11 protein-coding genes are annotated in these 19,079 nt (G+C 70.2%); 8 read left to right on the top strand and 3 right to left on the bottom strand.

The window, feature by feature from the left end; genetic code table 11:
• Positions 1–58: 58 nt before the first annotated feature.
• The 3 genes from OHA98_RS17330 to OHA98_RS17340 all read left to right on the top strand — a co-directional run bounded on the left by OHA98_RS17330 (position 59) and on the right by OHA98_RS17340 (position 3,266).
• Positions 59–925, top strand: a complete 867-nt coding sequence (locus OHA98_RS17330; protein ID WP_266926787.1) for a hypothetical protein — start codon at positions 59–61, stop codon at positions 923–925.
• 84 nt (positions 926–1,009) lie between these two features.
• A complete protein-coding gene (locus OHA98_RS17335; protein WP_266926789.1) occupies positions 1,010–2,668 on the top strand; it encodes an MFS transporter in 1,659 nt (552 codons plus the stop codon).
• A 394-nt stretch (positions 2,669–3,062) separates the two neighbouring features.
• Entirely contained in the window at positions 3,063–3,266 is a 204-nt protein-coding gene (locus OHA98_RS17340) for a cold-shock protein (protein ID WP_015613078.1), read from the top strand.
• A gap of 102 nt (positions 3,267–3,368) precedes the next feature.
• On the opposite strand, the gene OHA98_RS17345 is transcribed toward OHA98_RS17340, so the two are convergent.
• Positions 3,369–3,773, bottom strand: a complete 405-nt coding sequence (locus OHA98_RS17345) for a DUF5997 family protein (RefSeq protein WP_266926791.1) — start codon at positions 3,771–3,773, stop codon at positions 3,369–3,371.
• A 58-nt stretch (positions 3,774–3,831) separates the two neighbouring features.
• Between OHA98_RS17345 and OHA98_RS17350 the strand changes: the two genes are divergently transcribed.
• Positions 3,832–4,611, top strand: a complete 780-nt coding sequence (locus tag OHA98_RS17350; protein ID WP_266926793.1) for a LysR family substrate-binding domain-containing protein — start codon at positions 3,832–3,834, stop codon at positions 4,609–4,611.
• Between the two features lie 105 nt (positions 4,612–4,716).
• Here OHA98_RS17350 and OHA98_RS17355 read toward each other — a convergent pair whose 3' ends face one another.
• A complete protein-coding gene (locus OHA98_RS17355; protein WP_266926794.1) occupies positions 4,717–4,935 on the bottom strand; it encodes a ferredoxin in 219 nt (72 codons plus the stop codon).
• 5 nt (positions 4,936–4,940) lie between these two features.
• Positions 4,941–6,128, bottom strand: a complete 1,188-nt coding sequence (locus OHA98_RS17360) for a cytochrome P450 (RefSeq protein ID WP_266926796.1) — start codon at positions 6,126–6,128, stop codon at positions 4,941–4,943.
• Between the two features lie 110 nt (positions 6,129–6,238).
• Between OHA98_RS17360 and OHA98_RS17365 the strand changes: the two genes are divergently transcribed.
• From OHA98_RS17365 to OHA98_RS17380, 4 genes are all read left to right on the top strand, one after another.
• Positions 6,239–6,835 (top strand): TetR/AcrR family transcriptional regulator, encoded by a 597-nt coding sequence (locus OHA98_RS17365; RefSeq protein ID WP_266926798.1) that lies wholly within the window; start codon positions 6,239–6,241, stop codon positions 6,833–6,835.
• A gap of 283 nt (positions 6,836–7,118) precedes the next feature.
• Positions 7,119–7,889, top strand: a complete 771-nt coding sequence (locus OHA98_RS17370) for a sterol desaturase family protein (protein WP_266926800.1) — start codon at positions 7,119–7,121, stop codon at positions 7,887–7,889.
• Positions 7,890–7,963: 74 nt separating this feature from the next.
• Positions 7,964–17,377, top strand: a complete 9,414-nt coding sequence (locus tag OHA98_RS17375; RefSeq protein WP_266926802.1) for a non-ribosomal peptide synthetase/type I polyketide synthase — start codon at positions 7,964–7,966, stop codon at positions 17,375–17,377.
• Entirely contained in the window at positions 17,367–19,052 is a 1,686-nt protein-coding gene (locus OHA98_RS17380) for an NAD(P)/FAD-dependent oxidoreductase (RefSeq protein ID WP_266926804.1), read from the top strand. The genes OHA98_RS17375 and OHA98_RS17380 overlap by 11 nt, the downstream gene beginning before the upstream one ends.
• The last annotated feature ends 27 nt before the right edge of the window (positions 19,053–19,079 follow it).

The following is a 19,079-nucleotide window of genomic DNA, read 5'->3' on the forward strand; positions in this document are numbered from 1 at the left end:
CGTACTGGAGGCTGTGGCGACCACGGCCGGGCGCCCGGCCGGCAGAACGGAGCGCGGGATGACCGACGTACGGGGAGACGGCGCGGGCGAGCCCGCGCAGCACACGATGACGCCGTTCGACGACATCTACGACCAGGCCGATCCCCGTGCCTTCTTCCGTGAGCTCGGGGCGTTCGGCTACCGGACGCCGCACCACGCCCAGGCCGTCTTCCGCCGTCTCGCCGGGCTCCGGATCCGGAATCCGGGTGACGCGGTGCTGGACCTGTGCTGCTCGTACGGCATCAACGCGGCGCTGCTCAACCATGAACTGACCCTCGACGAACTGAACGCCCACTACACCTCGCCGCGGGTGGTGGCCATGACCACGCGGGAACTGGTCGAGCACGACACGGCCTTCTTCCGCGCCCGCCGCAGGCGGGACGCAGTCCCGGTGTTCGGCCTCGACATCGCCTCCCGCGCCATCGCCTACGCACGGGCGGTCGGCCTGCTCGACGACGGGTTCGCCGAGAATCTGGAGACCTCCCCGCCGTCCGCCGCGCTGCTGGACATGGCACGGAGCATCCGTCTCATCACCATCACGGGCGGCGCCAGCTTCCTGTCCCGGGCGACCTTCCAGCCGCTCCTGGACCATGCCGCGACGCCCCCGTGGATCGCCGCCTTCGTCCTGCGTACCGGCTCCTACGCGCCCATCGCCGAGCACCTGGCCCGCCACGGCCTGACCACGGAGATGTACACGGGGCGGACCTTCGTCCAACGCCGCTTCACCGGTGCGCCGGAGCAGCGGTACGCCGTCGACGCGGTGCGGGCCCTCGGGCAGGACCCGGACGGCAGGGAGTCGGCGGGTCACTTCCACACCGCCCTGCACCTCGCACGTCCCGCGGCCGACACGGGCGCGCCACCGCTGGGGGAGCTGGTCACCGGGTGATCGATTCGCGGGGGGTGATGCCCCGGCCTAGGGTCGATGTAGTGAACGCGACCGTTCACGGCTGACCGACCACGCGAGCAACCCATGACGGGCTCCCACACGAAAGCCGCGCAGTCTGCCGATTCCCCGGAGCGGGGCCGCGGCAGCGCGATGGCGCTGTTCGTCATCGCCTCCTGTCAGTTGATGGTGGTTCTCGACATCACCATCGTGAACATCGCCCTTCCGCACATCCAGACATCACTGGGCTTCTCGACCGAGAGCCTGTCCTGGGTGATCAACGCGTACACCCTGACCTTCGGCGGCCTGCTGCTGCTCGGCGGGCGGCTGGGCGACATCCTCGGCCGTCGCAGGGTGTTCATGTCCGGCATCCTGCTCTTCGTTCTCGCCTCCCTGCTCGGCGGCCTCTCGCAGGAATCCTGGCAACTGCTCGCAGCCCGCTCGCTGCAGGGCGTCGGCGGTGCCATCGCCTCCCCCACCGCACTCTCCCTCATCACCACGACATTCCGGGAGGGCCCCGAGCGCAACAGGGCGTTCGGGGTGTTCGCGGCCGTGTCGGCGGGCGGCAGCGCGATCGGGCTGCTCATGGGCGGCGTGCTGGTGGAGTGGCTCGACTGGCGCTGGGTCCTGTTCGTCAATGTGCCCATCGGGCTGCTGATCGCCCTCGCCACGCCCCGCTACATCCGGGAGTCCGAACGCCACCCGGGCCACTTCGACATCGTCGGCGCGCTCACCTCCACGCTGGGAATGGCGTTGCTCGTCTACGGCTTCATCCGTGCCTCCGAGGACGGCTGGAGCGACCGGGTGACCCTGGTGTCGTTCGCCGCGGCCGTCATACTCCTGGCCACGTTCATCGCCATCGAACAGCGCTCGAAGCAGCCCATCACCCCGCTGTGGCTGTTCCGCGACCGCAACCGCGCCGGTGCGTACGGGATGATGCTGAGCCTGGCCGCCGCGATGTTCGGGATGTTCTTCTTCCTGACCCTGTTCGTGCAGAACATCCTGGACTTCAGCCCACTCCGCGCCGGCCTCGCGTTCCTTCCGGTGAGCGCGATCATCGCCGTGGGCGCGGGAATCGCGTCGCAGCTGCTGCCGCGGTGGGGCCCCAAGCCGTTCATGGTGACGGGCGCGGTGCTGGCCGCGCTGGGCCTGGGCTGGCTGACGATGACGGATGTCAACAGCTCGTACCTGGGGAGCATCCTCGGCCCCGTGCTGGTCTTCGGGTTCGGCATGGGCATGCAGTTCGTGTCGCTGACACTGATGGCGGTGTCGGGTGTGGAGCCCCATGAGTCGGGGGCGGCCTCCGGGGTCCTCAACGCCACCCAGCAGGTGGGCGGATCGCTCGGCCTGTCCATCCTGGTCACGGTCTTCGGTACGGCAAGTCACAACGAGGCGACCGACCAGATTCCCCGGTTCCTGGCGGAGTCCACCCCCGCTCAGCAACTGGAGTTCCGCAGGACCGGTCAGCTGCCGGCGCCCTGGGGCGACCAGGTCCTGGCCTCGGGCGTCTCCAGCGCGTTCGTCGTCGCGGCCGTATTCGCCGTGGTCGCGGCCCTGGTCGCCCTGGTGGTCATCCAGGTGCGCCCCTCCGACCTGAAGCGGCTCCAGGGTGCCGATGTCTCACCGGCGGCGGTGTCCGGGGACACGGCGAAGGGCCCGGCGGCCTCCGGCGCACCGCCGCGCGACGGGGGTACGGGCATGGGTACGGGCACGGGTACGGACGTGAGTGCTCCGCCGGACCGGTGACGGGCGCGCGCGGGATGGCTCGAAACCGCCGTTCGGAAAGGCTGTCCGGAACGGCTGTCCGGACGCGGTCCGCCCCGGGCGATCCGGAGGCCATGACCACCCCGGACGCTGTGCGCCGCATGGCCGGGCCGGTGTAGCGGCGTACGGCCGCGGACTCCGCCGAAACGGGCGCCGGCCACCGTCCGCGCACGCCGGAGGGACAGCGGGACGTGGCAAATTGGCGTTGCTCTCTGGTGAGCGCCCCTCTCGCCGTGTAGCGTCATCCGCAGATGTCGTGGTTCGCAGCACCTGCCCGCGCCTGGCGCGGGCGTTTTGCTGTGCAGTGCCTGAGGACCAGGGCGATCACCTCCGGATCCGCGCGGTGCGGATCCGATATCGACTGAGAGGCACCGGCATGGCAAGCGGAACCGTCAAGTGGTTCAACTCGGAAAAGGGCTTCGGCTTCATCGCGCAGGACGGCGGCGGCCCGGACGTCTTCGCGCACTACTCCAACATCAACTCCACCGGCTTCCGCGAGCTCCAGGAAGGCCAGGCCGTGACGTTCGACATCACGCAGGGCCAGAAGGGCCCGCAGGCGGAGAACATCACCGCAGCCTGACCGGCTGAACAGCGACAGGCCCCGGACGACACGTCGTCCGGGGCCTGTCGTGTGCGGGGCGGTCGAGCGTACGGCTGTGCGGCCGGCCCGCGGGGGCGGCGGTCAGGAACGCGGCTGACGGGCCTGCTCGGCCTGCTCCGCCTTCTTCTCCTTGATGCGGACCGCTTCCTTCCGCACCTCGGCCTGCGTGGCGCGCTCCTTCACCAGCCACTCGGGAAGGTCCTTCTTCAGTGCCTCGATCTGCTCCGTGGTGAGCGCCTCGGTGACTCCGCCACGGGCCAGACCCGCGATGGAGACGCCCAGCTTCGCCGCGACGACGGGCCGGGGGTGCGGGCCGGTGCGACGCAGTTCCAGCAGCCACTCGGGCGGGTCGGTCTGCAGGGCGTTCAGCTCGGTGCGCGAGACGACACCCTCCTGGAACTCGGTGGGGGTGGCCTCGAGGTACACACCCAGTTTCTTCGCCGCGGTCGCGGGCTTCATCGTCTGGGTGCTCTGGTGCGACGTCATGGTGTCAAGAGTATCGAGCGTGTGAGCTACCGCCGACCACGACCGGTAATCTGAGCGAGTGACTGTCTCGGAAGAACCCCCCGCGTTCCGGCTCGCCTATGTCCCGGGGGTGACGCCCACCAAGTGGGTGCGGATCTGGAACGAGCGGCTGCCCGGGGTCCCGCTGACGCTGGTCGCGGTGTCCGCCTCCGAGGCGCCCGACCTGCTGAGGGCGGGCGGAGCCGACGCCGGATTCGTACGGCTGCCCATCGACCGTACGGACCTCAGCGCCATTCCGCTGTACACCGAGACGACCGTGGTCGTGATCCCGAAGGATCACCTCCTGGCGGCGGCCGACGAGGTGTCCGCGCAGGACCTGGCCGACGACATCGTGTTCCACCCTCTCGACGACACCCTCGGCCGGGAGCAGTTGCCGGGGCTGCCCGCGAACGAGCGCCCGGCCACCACCGCGGACGCGATCGAACTGGTGGCGGCCGGAGTGGGGCTGCTCCTCGTCCCGCAGTCGCTCGCCCGTCTGCACCACCGCAAGGACCTCACCTACCGGCCGGTTCCCGGTACGCCCGAGTCGCGCGTCGCGCTGTCGTGGCCGGAGGAGCGGACCACCGATCTGGTCGAGGAATTCATCGGGATCGTCCGCGGGCGGACCGTCAACAGCACACGGGGCCGTCCCCCGACCCCGGCGCAGCCGAAGGGCAAGCTCGCCGGGGCGCGGGGCGCCGGGCGGAAGCCCGCGGCCGGGAAGCCGGCTGCCGGGAGCCCGCAGCGCGGTTCGGGCGGTCCCAAGGGCGGCAAGCGCGGCAAGCCCGGTAAGCAGGGCAAGCCGCGCCGCCGTTCGTAGGGCCTCTCCGGCGGACAGCGCCGTCCGGTGGTGACCTCCGGCGGTGACCTCCTGGGGTGAGCTCCGGTCCGGGGCGTCGCCCCGTCGCGGCGGTCCGTCAGCCCGTCAGTCCCGGCCCGGTGCGATCACCCTGTTCCCCTCGTGGACCGTGATCGCCTGGGCCGGACAGATGTCGGCCGCGTCCAGGACGCGTTCGTCCGGCTCGATTCCGCCGGGGTCCGTCCGCGCGTGCTCCCCGTCCACCGTGAAGACCTCGGGGGCCACCCCGGCGCACATCCCCGACGCCAGACACAGCCGCGGATCCACTCGTACATGCCATGTCATGGCAGTCACCACCGGACCGGCATGACCCGGGGGCCACGCACCAGCAACTGGGTCTTCCAGGTCACGTCCCCGGCCGCCTCCAGCCCCGGGAAGCGGGTGAGGAGTGCGCTCAGCGCCTCCTGGAGTTCCAGCCGGGCCAGCGGGGCACCGAGGCAGTGGTGGACACCGTGGCCGAATCCCAGGTGCTGATTGCCCTCGCGGGAGACATCGAGGACACCGGGGGCGGTGAACCGCAGCGCGTCGCGGTTGGCGGCGCCGATGGCGACCAGTACCGGGGCGCCTGCCCGGACCAGGGTGCCGCCGACCTCGATGTCCTCGGTGGCGTAGCGCGCCTGGCCGGCGCCGCTGCCCAGGGGAACGAACCGCAGCAGCTCCTCCACGGCGCCCGGGATCAGCTCGGGGCGGGCCCTGAGCTGTTCCATCTGGCCGGGGTGGTCCAGCAGGGTGAGGACGAAATTGGGAATCTGCGAAGCGGTGGTCTCATGTCCGGCCACCAGGATGGCCACGCACAGATCGATCAGCTCGAGTTCGGTGAGCCGTTCGCCGTCGTCCCTGGCCTCGATGAGCGCGGTCATCAGATCGTCCTGCGGATCCTCGCGGTGCAGGCCGATCAGCTCGGCCATGTAGGAGCGCAGTTCCTCACGGCTGGCGTCGAACTCCGCGGCGGTCAGGGAACTGGTCGACAGCGCGTTGTCGCTCCATACCCGAAAGCGCGGACGATCGGCCTCCGGAACCCCGAGCATGCGGCAGATCACCCCGACCGGCAGCGGCAGCGCGAACCGGTCCACCAGGTCGGCGGGCGGTCCGGCCGCCTCCATGCCGTCCAGGAGGCTCGCGGTCAGCTCCTTGACCTGGGGCCGTAACTTCTCGATCTGGCGGACCGTGAACGCCCTCGCCACCAGGGAACGCAGCCGGGTGTGACCGGGCGGGTCCATGCTGAGGATCCCGCTGTCCCGGCTGCCCTCGGACTGCCGGGGCTCGTCGTGCTCGATGCCCGCGGCCCGGCTGAAGCGCTGGTCGCCCAGGACCAGCCGGGCATCGGCATAGCGGGTGACCAGCCAGGCGGGTTCGCCGAACGGCATCTGGACCCGGAGCAGTCCGGGCCGCTCGCGGACCCGCTCGTACTCCTCGGCGAGCTGGAGTCCCTCGGGGGTGTTGAAGGGATAGGCGTGGGGCTCGACGTGCGTCGTCATGCGGCCTCCCAGTTTGTAAGCAGCTGCTTACAAACGTAGGACCCGATCTCGAAGGCGGTCAACACCGCTTTACAGCCGTTACTCTGACGGGCCATTCGAAAGGACCAGCCATGTCGCAAGCGCCCTCCCCGCCGGCCGGCCAGGGCCGCCGGGACGCCGCGGCCACCCGTGGGCGGCTGCTCGAAGCGGCCCGTGACCTGTTCGCCGAGCGGGGTTACGAGAGGGCGACGGTCCGCGCCATCGCCGACCGGGCCGGGGTCAACCAGGCGCTGCTCTTCCGGTACTTCGGATCGAAGCAGGGCCTGCTGACCGAGGTCGTCGCCGAGGGCGGGCTGGAGGAGCTTCGCGCGACCCCGCCCGAGGAACTGTTCGAGAAGGCACTGCGGTCCATGCTGACCCGGAGTGCCCCCGGCGCCGCCGACCGCACCCTGGAGGTCTATCTCCGGTCCATCGGGCGGGGTGACGAGGCGACCGGGGCGCTGCGCGAACTGGGGGAGGAGTACCAGAGCGTGCTGGCCTCGCTCTCCGGCACGGCGGACGGGGCGCTGCGCGCGGATCTGGCGATCGCCTGGCTTCTCGGCATCGGCCTGATGCGTACGGTCGCCGCGCGTGAACCGCTGGCCGGCGCGGACCCGGACGCGGTCTGTGAACTGGTGCTCGGCGCGTTCGCCCACCTCCGCGGGGTATCCGATCAGGCCGCGCACTGACCATTTTTGCAGGGCGCTAATAATACTAAGTAACTCACATTAGTGACACCGGGCTGTTTTTATATTCCGCCCGGGTGGTGCGTCCGGTTCAATGGTCCACGGCTCATCGGTGACGCGCCCAGAATTATTGTCTCTTGGGGCGTGTGAGGATTGAAGCCGTCGAAAAGGGAAAAGAATGAATCAAGCTCACGGGGGGCGGCGTTCATGTGCCGCCAGGCGGGGTATTTGACCTGCACAGGCGCAGATGAATGTCCCGCCACCGCATCGCTCGGAGGTGCTGCGGATGGATGAATATGAACAGCAGGCCGATGGTGCGGCACATCCCTCGGCAATTCCCGCGGTGCGGGGAATTCTCTCTGAATTCACGTGGAGTGCTGTCTTCCGTGTGGCTGCCCATCCGTTCCTTCTGGTGGTCACCGTTCTGGTGGGAGCGTCATCGCTGCTTCCGCACTGGGACCTCCCCGGGGTCAGCCCGCTGTTCCTGATGGGCACCCTCATCTGTCCGGCGGTCCTCGAGAAGCTGATTCCGTACCAACGCGACTGGCACCCCAGACGCGCCGAACGGCGCTGGTACGGCGTCTGCTTCCTCCTCACCATGGCCGGCAGCGCCCTGGCGCAGCTCCTGGTGACGACGGCGGTCGGCACGGTGGCGCCGATGCACCCGGCGCTCGACCTGTCGGCCGAGATCCCCGTGGCGCTGCTGACCGGTTTGCTGGGCAGCTGCTTCGTGCACCGACTGGGGCACACCAGCCCCCTGTTGCGGCGGCTGCACGGAGCGCACCACGTACCGCAGAAGGTCAGACTCAACCACATCCTTGCAAGCCCCGAGCAGCACCGTCCGCATCACAGCACCGATTTCGCCGAGGCCGGTCATTACGGCTCCGACCTGTCGTGCTGGGACCACCTGTTCGGGAGCTTCACCTGGCGGCCCGGCCGCGAACCGGCCGCCGTCGGGCTCGGCGATCCGACGTCGTTCCCCGGCACCGGCGAGATTCTCGCCAGTCTTCTCCACCCCTGGCGCTGTGCGAGAAAGCCCGGGAGCAGACCCGCCTGACCGGGTCCATCGGGTCCCACACCGTCAACTGCACCACTGCCGACCGGCAGTCACGACCAGAGGAGCGTGCGATCTTGGCTGACGCGATCAACGACGCTTTACGGGGCAGAGTCGCGATCATCGGCATCGGCTGCCGCATGCCCGGCGGAGCGTCGGATCACCGCGCGTTCTGGCAGAACCTGGTGGAGGGCAAGGACTGCATCTCGCCCACACCGGCCGACCGGTACGACGTCGCCACACTCGCCAGCAGGCACAAGGACAAGCCCGGACGTCTGACAGGCGGCAGGGGCGGATACATCGACGGCTTCGACGAGTTCGATCCGGCCTTCTTCGGGATCAGCCCGCGCGAGGCCGACCACATGGACCCCCAGCAGCGCAAACTGCTGGAGGTGGCCTGGGAGGCACTGGAGGACGGCGGCCAGCGCCCCTCGGAGCTGGCCGGAAGCAACACGGCCGTCTTCGTCGGCGCGTTCACGCTGGACTACAAGATCCTTCAGTTCGCCGATCTGAGCTTCGAGACGCTGGCCTCGCACACCGCGACCGGCACCATGATGACGATGGTGTCGAACCGGATCTCGTACTGCTTCGACTTCCGGGGCCCCAGCCTCTCCATCGACACGGCGTGCAGCTCCTCCCTGGTGGCCGTGCACCTCGCGTGCCAGAGCCTGAACAAGGGCGAGACCGATCTGGCGCTCGCCGGCGGCGCGCTGCTGCACATGGCACCGCAGTACACCATCGCGGAGACGAAGGGCGGCTTCCTCTCACCGGACGGCCGATCGCGTACGTTCGACGCCGCGGCCAACGGCTACGTACGGGCCGAAGGTGTCGGGCTGGTGGCGCTCAAGCGCCTGGAGGACGCGCTGGCCGACGGGGACCCGATCCATGCCGTCATCCTCGGCAGCGGGGTCAACCAGGACGGTCACACCAACGGCATCACCGTGCCGAACGCGGAGTCCCAGGTCTCCCTCATCAGGCGCGTCTGCGCCGAGGCGGGCATCACCCCCGGCGGCCTGCAGTACATGGAGGCGCACGGCACCTCCACGCCCGTGGGCGACCCCATCGAGGCCAACGCCCTCGCCCGCGCCCTGTCCATCGGACGTGCGCCGGGCGCCGCGTGCTACGTCGGCTCGGTCAAGACCAACATCGGGCACACCGAGTCGGCCGCCGGGATCGCCGGGCTGATCAAGACCGCGCTGTCCCTCGAACACCGCGTCATCCCGCCGCACATCAACCTGGAGCACATCAACCCCGCCATCGACCTGGCGGCCGCGCCGTTCGACATCCCGACCCGCCTGACCGAGTGGCCCGAGCACGAGGGCCCCGCACGCGCCGGGGTGAATTCCTTCGGCTTCGGCGGCACCAACGCCCATGTCGTGCTGGAGGAGGCCCCCGCCCGGCCCACGCCGGCCGGACCGCCGGACCCGCCCGCGGAACGGACCTGGAGCATCCTCCCGCTGACCGCACGTCACCCGGAGGCGCTGAAGGAGCTGGCGGCGGGCATCCGGCGCGAGATCGACGAGGCCGGTCCGGCCGTCGCGCTGGCCGACCTCGGCCACACGCTCGCCCACCGGCGCAGTCATCTCGACTCACGCCTGTCCCTCGTGTACTCCTCGCGCGCCTCCCTCGAAGAGGCACTGGCCGCCTGCCTCCGTGACGAACCGCACCCCCGTGTGGTCCAGGGCCGCCGGCTGGACTCCTCGGAACGGCGCCTCGTCTGGGTCTTCACCGGCATGGGCCCGCAGTGGTGGGGGATGGGCCGCGAACTGTTCGCGAGCGAACCGGTGTTCCGGGACGCCGTCACCGCCTGCGACCGGGAGATCCGCAGGATCGCCGGCTGGTCGCTCGTCGAGGAGATGTCGGCCGACGAGGAACACTCGCGCATGGAGGAGACCTGGCTGGCGCAGCCCGCCAACTTCGCCGTACAGATCGGCCTGGCGGCGCTGTGGCGGGCCCATGGCGTCGTGCCCGACGCGGTGGTCGGGCACAGTACCGGCGAGATCGCCGCCTTCTACGAGGCGGGCGTCTACTCACTGGAGGACGCGGTCCGCGTCGCCGTGCACCGCAGCCGGCTCCAGCACACGCTCGACGGGACCGGCACGATGCTCGCCGTGAGCCTGCCCGAGGACGAGGCGGAGCGCCGGATCCTCCCCTACGGGGACCAGGTGTCCGTCGCCGCGGTCAACAGCCCCGGCGCGGTGACCCTGGCAGGCGACGAGCCTGCCCTGTCCCGGCTCGCGGACGAGCTGCGGGCCGAACAGGTCTTCACCAGGTTCCTGTCGGTGCGGGTCCCGTACCACAGCGCGGGCATGGACCTCATCAAGGACGAACTGCTGGCCTCGCTGGCGGACATCGCACCGCGCCCGGCTCAGGTGCCGGTGTATCTCACCGGCCGTGAAGGCACGGCCGAGGGCCGCGAGCTGGACGCGGAGTACTGGTGGCGGAACGTCCGCGACCGGGTCCGCTTCCGTGCGGCGGTCGACCGCATCGCCGACGACGGGAACAGCCTGTTCCTGGAGATCGGCCCCCACCCCGTGCTCGCCCACGCGATCCGTGAATGCCTGGACAGCACGGGCCGGTCCGGACAGGCGGTGCCCTCGCTGCGCCGCCGGGAGAACGAGACCGAGCGCTTCGCCGCCTCCCTGGCGACCCTGCACAACCTGGGCGTCCCCATCGCCTGGGACGTACTCCAGCCCTCGGGCACGCCGGTCGCACTGCCCCGCTACCCGTGGAAGCGCGACCGGCACTGGACGGAGCCCAGGCCGGTCGCCCAGGTCCGCCTCGGCGAGGTCGACCACCCGCTCCTGGGCCGCCGCACGGACCATGCCGAGCCCGCCTGGCAGGCGCGGCTGGGCACCGAGACGCTGCCCTATCTGGCCGACCACCGCATCCAGGACACCGTGGTGTTCCCGGCGGCGGGTTACGTGGAAATGGCGACCCAGGCCGTACGGGCGCTCACCGGCGGCGCCGCTGCCGTACTGGCCGACATCGACCTCCGCAAGGCCCTCTTCCTGCCCGAGGGCGAGGACCGTACGGTGCATCTGTCCCTGTCCCTGGAGGACGCGGCGTTCACCATCGCCTCCCTGCCCGGCCCCGACACGGAACGCACCGTGCACGCGAGCGGCGTGGTCCGTGCCGGTCAGCGCCGCTCACCAGGACCGGCGCTGGACACCGACGCGGTCAGGGCCCGCAGCCGACGCCATCTCGACGGCCCGGAGTGCTACGCCGGGCTGGCCGCCCTCGGCTACCACTACGGCCCTGCCTTCCAGGCCATCGACGAGGTATGGGTGGGCACCGGCGAAGTCCTCGCCCGCATCCGCCCGCCGGAGGCGATCGGTGCGGACGCGGCCCGCCACCACATGCACCCCGTACTGCTCGACGCCTGCTTCCAGTCCCTGCTGACGCCGCAGATCCTGCACGGCGGGGGGCAGCGGCAGAGCCCCCGCATCCGGCTTCCGCTGTCCCTCGGCGAGATCAGCCTCGACACGGTGGGCGACCAGCCGCTGTGGGCACACGGCACCGTGACCCACGACGACGGCGACGAACTGGTCGGCGACATCACGCTGTACACGCAGGACGGCACGGCGATCGGCCGCATCCGGGGTTTCCGGGCGGCCGATGTGGAGAAGGCGTCGACGGCCGTCGCCCTGAGCACCATCGACTCCTGGCTGGCCGAGACGACCTGGCTCGACCGGCCGTGGGAGGCGACCGGCCCGCAGGACGGGGGAGAGGCACAGGCGGAAGTCACCGCCGGCGATGCCCAGGACTGGCTGGTCCTCGCCGACGGCACCGGCGTCGGCGACGCGTTCGCCGCCCTGCTCTCCGCACGCGGTGAACGCTGCCGCGTCGTGCGCCCCGGAGCGGCCTACGAACGGGACCGGGAGGGCGCGGAGTTCACCGTCGACCCCGGATCCGCCGCACACCTGGAACAGCTCTTCACCGACCTCGACCAGGACGGCGAGGCCTTCCGCGGCACCGTCGTCCATCTGTGGAACCTCGGACTGCCGGGCATCGCGGAATGCGGACGCCAGGACCTGGCCCGCAACGGCGTCACCGGCGCCTACTCACTCATCGCCCTCGCCCGCACCCTCCACGCCCGGGGACACGGCGGTGGACTGCACATCGTCACCCGCGGCGCGCAGCCCGTCTCACCCGGCGAAAGCGTCGAGCCGCTGGGAGCACCCGCCTGGGGCATCGGACGTGTCCTCCGGCACCAGGAACTGACCTCCCACCGGGGCAAACTGATCGACCTCGACCCCGCCCGGCAGGCGGACGAGGAAGGGTGCCGGGCCGACGCCGCAGCCCTGCTGCGCGAAGTCCTGACCCCCGACGAGGAGGAGATCGCCCTGCGCGGCGAGCGCCGCGCCACCAGCCGCATCCTCCCCGCCGAGGGCCTGACCCGCCCGCTGCCGCTGCGGCTGCGCGCCGACGGAAGCTACCTGGTCACCGGAGCCTTCGGTGCCCTGGGCCGGCTGCTGTGCCGCACGCTCGTCAAGCGGGGCGCCCGCAGGCTCATCCTGATGGGCCGCACCCAGGTCCCGCCGCGCCAGGAGTGGCCGCACACCGACCCCACCACCGCGCAGGGCCGGGCGGTGGCCCTCCTCAGGGAACTGGAGGCGCTCGGTGCCCAGACGGTGCTGGCACCGGTCGACATCACCGACGAGGAGGCACTGACCGGCTGGCTCGACGCACACCGGCGCACCGACCCGCCGCCGGTCCGGGGCGTGTTCCATCTCGCCGGACAGGTCCGGGACACCCTGATCGCCGACATGGACCGGCCGACGTTCGACGCGGTCCACGACCCCAAGGTCATCGGCTCCTATCTGCTCCACCGTCATCTGCGCGACGAACCCCTCGAACACTTCGTGCTGTTCGCCTCGATCGCCTCGCTGCTGACGACCGCGGGCCAGACCAACTACGCCGCGGGCAACGCCTTCCTGGACGCGCTCGCCCACCACCGCCGGGCTCAGGGCCTCCCCGCGCTGAGCCTGGACTGGGGACCGTGGGCCACCGGAATGATCGAGGAACTAGGCCTGGTCGACCACTACCTCAACAGCCGGGGCATGAGCTCGCTCGCACCGGACGTCGGCATGAGCGTCCTGGAACGCGTCATCGGCCAGGACCACGCCCAGCTGCTCGTCGCCACGGTCGTCGACTGGCCGACCTTCCTCTCCTGGTACGCCGCCCCGCCCCCGCTCGTCTCGGAACTGGCGGCCGCCGCGCGGGAGCCGGCCACCGAAGGAGGTGACGGCTTCCTGGAGGCCTTCCGCGCCGCGGACGAGGCCGGACGCCGCTCACTGGTGACCGAACGGTTCACCGCGCTGACCGCCACCGTGCTGCGCACGGCACCGGAGGAGATCGACGAGGCGACCGGACTCGGCATGCTGGGGCTCGACTCCCTGCTGGCGATGGAGCTGCGGGCCAAGGTCCACACCGAGCTGGGCATCTCCCTGCCCGTGGTCGCCCTGCTCAGCGGCACCCCCGTCGGTGAACTGTCCGGGCAGCTCTACGAGGGTCTGGTCGAGCGCGTGGCCGACGACACCGCCGTCACCGGAACGACAGCCGTCGAGGTGTTCTCCGACGAACGGCGCTATCCCCTCACCCAGAACCAGAAGGCACTCTGGTTCCTCAAGCAGCTCAACCCCGACGGATACGCCTACAACATCGGCGGCGCGGTCGAAGTCGCCGTCGAGCTCGACCCGGAGCTGATGTTCGAGGCCGTACGCAGACTGATCGCACGGCACCCCGCGCTGCGCACCAACTTCCTGCTGGAGGAGGGACGGCCCGTGCAGCGGGTGTCCACCGACACCGAGCCGGACCTCGCGCTGTTCGACGTCCAGGGCCAGGAATGGGAGACCATCCACCGGACCATCGTCGCCGAGTACCGCAAACCGTACGACCTCGAACGTGACCCGCTGGTCCGCTTCCGCCTCTTCAGGCGCGAAACGAACCGCTGGATCATCATGAAGGCCGTCCACCACATCGTCTCCGACGCCATCTCGACGTTCACGTTCATCGAGGAACTGTTCGCCGTGTACGAGGCGTTGAAGAAGAACCAGGAGCCCTCGCTGCCGCCGGTGAGGACCCGCTACCTCGACTTCCTCAACAAGCAGAACGAATTCCTGGCCGGCCGGGAGGCCGGCGGGATGCTGGAGTACTGGCGCTCCCACCTGCCCGCCGAGGTCCCGCTCCTGGACCTGCCCGTCGACAAGCCCCGCCCGGCCGTGCAGACGCACAACGGCGCCTCCGAGTTCTTCACGCTCGACGCCGGGCTGAGCGCCCGGGTCCACACCCTCGCCCGCGAGCACGGTGTGACCCCGTTCATGGTTCTGCTGGGCGCTTACTACGTCCTGCTGCACCGCTACTCCGGGCAGGACGACATCATCGTCGGCAGCCCGGTGACCGGCCGCACCGAGCAGGACTTCGCCTCCGTGTACGGGTACTTCGTCAACCCGCTCCCGCTGCACGCGGATCTGGCCGGCGGTCCCACCGTCGCGGATCTGCTGCAACAGGTCCGTGCCACCGTGCTCAACGGGCTGGACAACCAGGAGTACCCCTTCGTCCTGCTGGTGGAGGAGCTGGGCCTCCAGCACGACCCCAGCCGCTCCGCCGTGTTCCAGGCGATGTTCATCCTGCTCAGCCACAAGGTGGCCACCGAGAAGTACGGCTACCGGCTGGAGTACATCGAACTCCCCGAAGAAGAGGGACAGTTCGACATCACCCTGTCGGCCTACGAGGACGAGGCCGAGGGACGCTTCCACTGCGTCTTCAAGTACAACACCGACCTGTTCCTGCCGCAGACCATGCGGCGGATGGCCTCGCACTACGTGAATCTGCTCGACAGCATGACCCGGTCACCGTCCGCACTGCCGACGCCCCGGCTGGAGATGCTCGGCGCCCGGGAGCGGGAGCAGCTGGTCGGCGAATGGAGCGGAGCCACCCGTCCCGGCCCGGTCCCCGGCGGTCGCCGCGAGGAACGCGGTGACATCCGGCCCGTGCACACGATGATCGCCGACGTCGCCGCCGCGCACCCCGGGGCCACCGCGGTCTCGGCCCCCTCCCCGGGAGGCGGTGCGATCCGGCTGACCTACGCGGAACTCGACCACCGCGCCAAGGTCAGGGCCCGCCGGTTCCGGGAGCTGGGGGTCACGGCAGGTTCCGTGGTAGCCCTGTGCCTGGACAAGTCGCCGGAACTGATCGTCACCCTGCTCGCCGTGCTCAAGGCCAACGGCGCCTATCTGCCCATCCAGCCCGACCAGCCGGCCGAACGCGTCGCCCATGTCGTCCGTGCCGCCGGCGCCTCTCTCGTGGTCGTCGCCGACGAAGCCCGCCGGGAGTGGGCGGCGGACCTGCCGGCCACGACGGTGACCCTGGAGGAGCTGTTCACGACGGAGACGGACGGCCCCGCACCGCCGGAGAGCACGGACCCGGACGCCACCGCCTACGTGATCAACACCTCGGGCTCCACCGGACGGCCCAAGGCCGTGCAGGTCAGCCACCGCAACCTCGCCTCGGCGTACGAGGCATGGCGTGCGGAGTACCACCTGGAACAGGACGTACGGGTCCACCTCCAGATGGCCGGGCCGTCGTTCGACGTCTTCACCGGCGACCTCGTGCGCGCCCTGTGCTCCGGCGGCAGCCTGGTGCTCGCCGACCGCGACCTCATCCTCGACACACCGAGGCTGTACCGCACCATGCGGTCGGAGCGCGTCGACTGCGCCGAGTTCGTGCCCGCCATCGTGCGGAGCCTGATGGACCACTGCGCCCGCGAAGGACAGCGGCTCGACTTCATGCGGCTCCTGGTGGTCGGCTCGGACGCCTGGAAGGTCGCGGAGTACCAGCGGCTGCGTGACCTCTGCGGGCCCGGGACCCGCGTGATCAACTCCTACGGCCTCACCGAGGCGACGATCGACAGCGCCTGCTTCGAAGGGCCCGTCGACGACCTGGAACCGAGCCTGATGGTCCCGATCGGCAGGCCCCTGGCCAACAGCACGCTCCACGTCCTCGACGAGCACGGCGAACCGGTCCCGCCCGGTGTACCGGGCGAACTGTGGATCGGCGGCGACGGCGTCGCCATCGGATACGCCGGTGACCCGGAGCAGACCGCGCGACGCTTCGTGACCCGTACCCTCAGCCGCGAGCCGGGCGCCGCCCCCGTACGCCTCTACCGGACCGGTGACACCGCGCGCTGGGACACCCAGGGCCGCGTACATCTGCTCGGCAGGATGGACAACCAGGTCAAACTGCGAGGCCACCGGATCGAGATCGGAGAGATCGAAGCGCACCTGGCGGGCCTGCCCGGCCTCGCCCGTGCCGTGGTCACCGTCCGCCCCGACAGCCATGGGGACGACACGCTGTGCGCCTACTGCGTCGCCACGCCCGGCGCTGCTCTGGACCGCCGCGCCCTGCGCCGCCATCTCTCGACCGTGCTGCCGACGTACATGATCCCGTCCTGCTTCACCGAACTGCCCGAACTGCCGCTCACCCCGCACGGCAAGGTCGACACCGCCGCGCTGCCGGTGCCGCGGGCCGCCGAGCGGGAACAGGCCCACGAAGCGCCGGTCACCCTCTACGAACGGAGCATGGCCCGGCAGTGGGAGTCACTGCTCGGCCTCCGGCAGGCCGGACTGGAGGACGACTTCTTCGAGTCGGGCGGCAGCTCGATCAAACTCATCGAACTGCTCCACCACCTCCGGACGGAGTTCGGCGTCAGCATTCCCGTGAGCCGGCTGTACCAGGCCACGACACTGCACGGGATGGCCGCCACCGTCGAGGACCTCGTGCACAGCACGACGGCCGAGGAACTCCCCTATCTGACCTTCAACGCCGAGGACGGACCGGCCGTCTTCTGCTTCCCCCCGGCCGGTGGCCACGGACTCGTCTACCGGGGACTCTCCGCGGAGCTGCCCCAGTACCGGTTCGTCGCGTTCAACTACGTACCGGGTGACGACAAGGTGGCCCGTTACGTGGAACTCGTCGAGTCCGCCCAGCCGGACGGCCCCTGCCTGCTGCTCGGCTACTCCCTCGGCGGCAACCTCGCCTTCGAGGTGGCCAAGGAACTCGAACGCCGCGGACGCCGGGTGGACCATGTCGTGGTGCTGGACTCGCGCCGCATCCTGGAGAGTTACGCGCCGGGCGACGAGGGGATCAAGGCCTTCGAGGCCGAGCTGGGCAGGCATCTGCACAAGCACACCGGATCGGAGATCGTCACCCGCGCCACACTCGAACACGCCGCCGAGTACCTCACCTTCTGCGGTCGCAGTCCCAACACCGGCACCGTGAGGGCATCGGTCAGCATCGTGACGGACGAGGACAAGACCGAGCTCTACGCCGTCGGCGAGCGGGGCACCTGGCACGGCAGCTCCACCACCGGGACGACCGTGCTGCGCGGCTCCGGAACGCACGCCGACATGCTCGACGCCAAACACCTCGCCCGCAACGCCGACCTGGTCCGCGCCATCCTGACGGGAGACGCCGACCATGCCGGCTGACCACGAGTCCGACTGGAGCAGCCCCCTGCGGGACGCCGGCGGCAAACCCCGCGTCATCGTGATCGGCGCGGGGGTGGCCGGACTGTCCACGGGCTGCTACGCCCAGATGAGCGGCCTACGGACCCGCATCTTCGAGAAACACGTGCTGCCCGGAGGCTGCTGCACGGCCTGGGCGCGCGACGGCTACATCTTCGACTACTGCATCGAATGGCTGATCGGTACCGCCGAAGGCAACGACGCGAATCAGGTGTGGAGGGAACTGGGCGCGCTCGACGGCAAGACGATCACCAACTTCGAGCTGTTCAACCGGGTCGTCGACGAGGACGGCCGCTCGGTCACCTTCTACAACGACCCGGCCCGGCTGGAGCGCCATCTGCTCGGGGTATCGCCCGCCGACGCACGGCTGATCCGCTCCTTCTGCCGTGATCTGCGGCGGTTCACGGACATCGAGCTGTACCCCTTCCTGACCGCCCCGGCCCTGCGGACCGTACGGGAGAGGGCCGCGCTGCTGCGCACCGTGCTGCCGGCGTTCCGGCTCTTCTGGCGCAGTGCCGCGACCCCGATGCACCGCTTCGCCGACCGCTTCGAGGACCCGCTGCTGCGCCGGGCGTTCCGGAACATCTTCTTCCAGGACCCGGAGGATTTCCCGCTCCTGCCGTATCTGTTCAACATGGCCAGCGCCTACCACCACAACGCGGGCTTCCCCCAGGGCGGTTCGCTGGGACTCGCCCGGTCGATCGAGGAGCGCTACACCGGGCTCGGCGGCACGATCACCTACCGCGCCCGGACCGAGAAGGTCCTGGTCGAGAACGGCCGCGCCATCGGCATCGAACTCCGCAACGGCAAACGGTATTACGCCGACCATGTCGTGTCGGCCTGCGACGGCCACACCACGATCTACGGCCTGCTGGGCGGCAAGTACACCGGCCCCCGGATCGACAAGCTCTACGACGACCTGCTGAACCGCCCCGGAGCGCTGTTCCCCGCGGTGGTCTCCGCCTTCGTCGGCATCCGGGGCGACTACGCCCCCGACGACGACGCCCACAGCACCACCTATCTCCTGTCCGACGAGGACGCCGCCGAACTGCCCGGCGCCCTGCAGAACAGCCTGGTGGTGCAGTTGCGCTCGCGCTACTCCGACGGCTTCGCGCCCCCCGGGAAGTCGGTGGTCCACTGCACCTACTTCAGCGATTTCGCCTACTGGAAGGAGCTGCGCACCACCGACCGGAAGGCGTACTGGGCGCAGAAGCGCAAAGTGGCCGACTTCGTACGGCGCTTCCTGGAGCGCCAACGGCCGGGCACCGGCAAGCGCATCGAGCTGGTCGATGTGGCCTCGCCGGCGACGACCAAGCGCTACACGGGCAACCACAACGGCTCCATCCTGGCCTGGAAGGCCTTCTCCGACGCCGACGACGTGGCCGCCGACCTCGTCGGCAAGGACCGGATGCGGCTGCCCGGACTGAGCGGTTTCTCCATGGCCGGGCAGTGGGTCGGCATGGGCGGCCTGATCCGCGCCGCGTCCACCGGCCGCTTTGCCACCCAGTACCTGTGCGAGGAGCTCGGCGTCGATTTCACGGCGTGGGAGAGCAAGGGCACCGAGCCCTGGCACAGCGGCAAATTCGGGCAACTGCCCCAACTCGACCGGCGGTCCCCCCAGGAGGACACCGGTTCGTGAAGACTGAGGAGAGCGAGTTCATGGCGG

It is taken from the genome of Streptomyces sp. NBC_00654 (assembly GCF_026341775.1).
Classification (GTDB): Bacteria; Actinomycetota; Actinomycetes; order Streptomycetales; family Streptomycetaceae; genus Streptomyces.

Coding starts and splice junctions, on each gene's coding strand:
- OHA98_RS17330 (WP_266926787.1), top strand. CDS start 59: ATGACCGACGTACGGGGAGACGGCGCGGGCGAGCCCGCGCAGCACACG.
- OHA98_RS17335 (WP_266926789.1), top strand. CDS start 1,010: ATGACGGGCTCCCACACGAAAGCCGCGCAGTCTGCCGATTCCCCGGAG.
- OHA98_RS17340 (WP_015613078.1), top strand. CDS start 3,063: ATGGCAAGCGGAACCGTCAAGTGGTTCAACTCGGAAAAGGGCTTCGGC.
- OHA98_RS17345 (WP_266926791.1), bottom strand. CDS start 3,773: ATGACGTCGCACCAGAGCACCCAGACGATGAAGCCCGCGACCGCGGCG.
- OHA98_RS17355 (WP_266926794.1), bottom strand. CDS start 4,935: ATGACATGGCATGTACGAGTGGATCCGCGGCTGTGTCTGGCGTCGGGG.
- OHA98_RS17360 (WP_266926796.1), bottom strand. CDS start 6,128: ATGACGACGCACGTCGAGCCCCACGCCTATCCCTTCAACACCCCCGAG.
- OHA98_RS17365 (WP_266926798.1), top strand. CDS start 6,239: ATGTCGCAAGCGCCCTCCCCGCCGGCCGGCCAGGGCCGCCGGGACGCC.
- OHA98_RS17370 (WP_266926800.1), top strand. CDS start 7,119: ATGGATGAATATGAACAGCAGGCCGATGGTGCGGCACATCCCTCGGCA.
- OHA98_RS17380 (WP_266926804.1), top strand. CDS start 17,367: ATGCCGGCTGACCACGAGTCCGACTGGAGCAGCCCCCTGCGGGACGCC.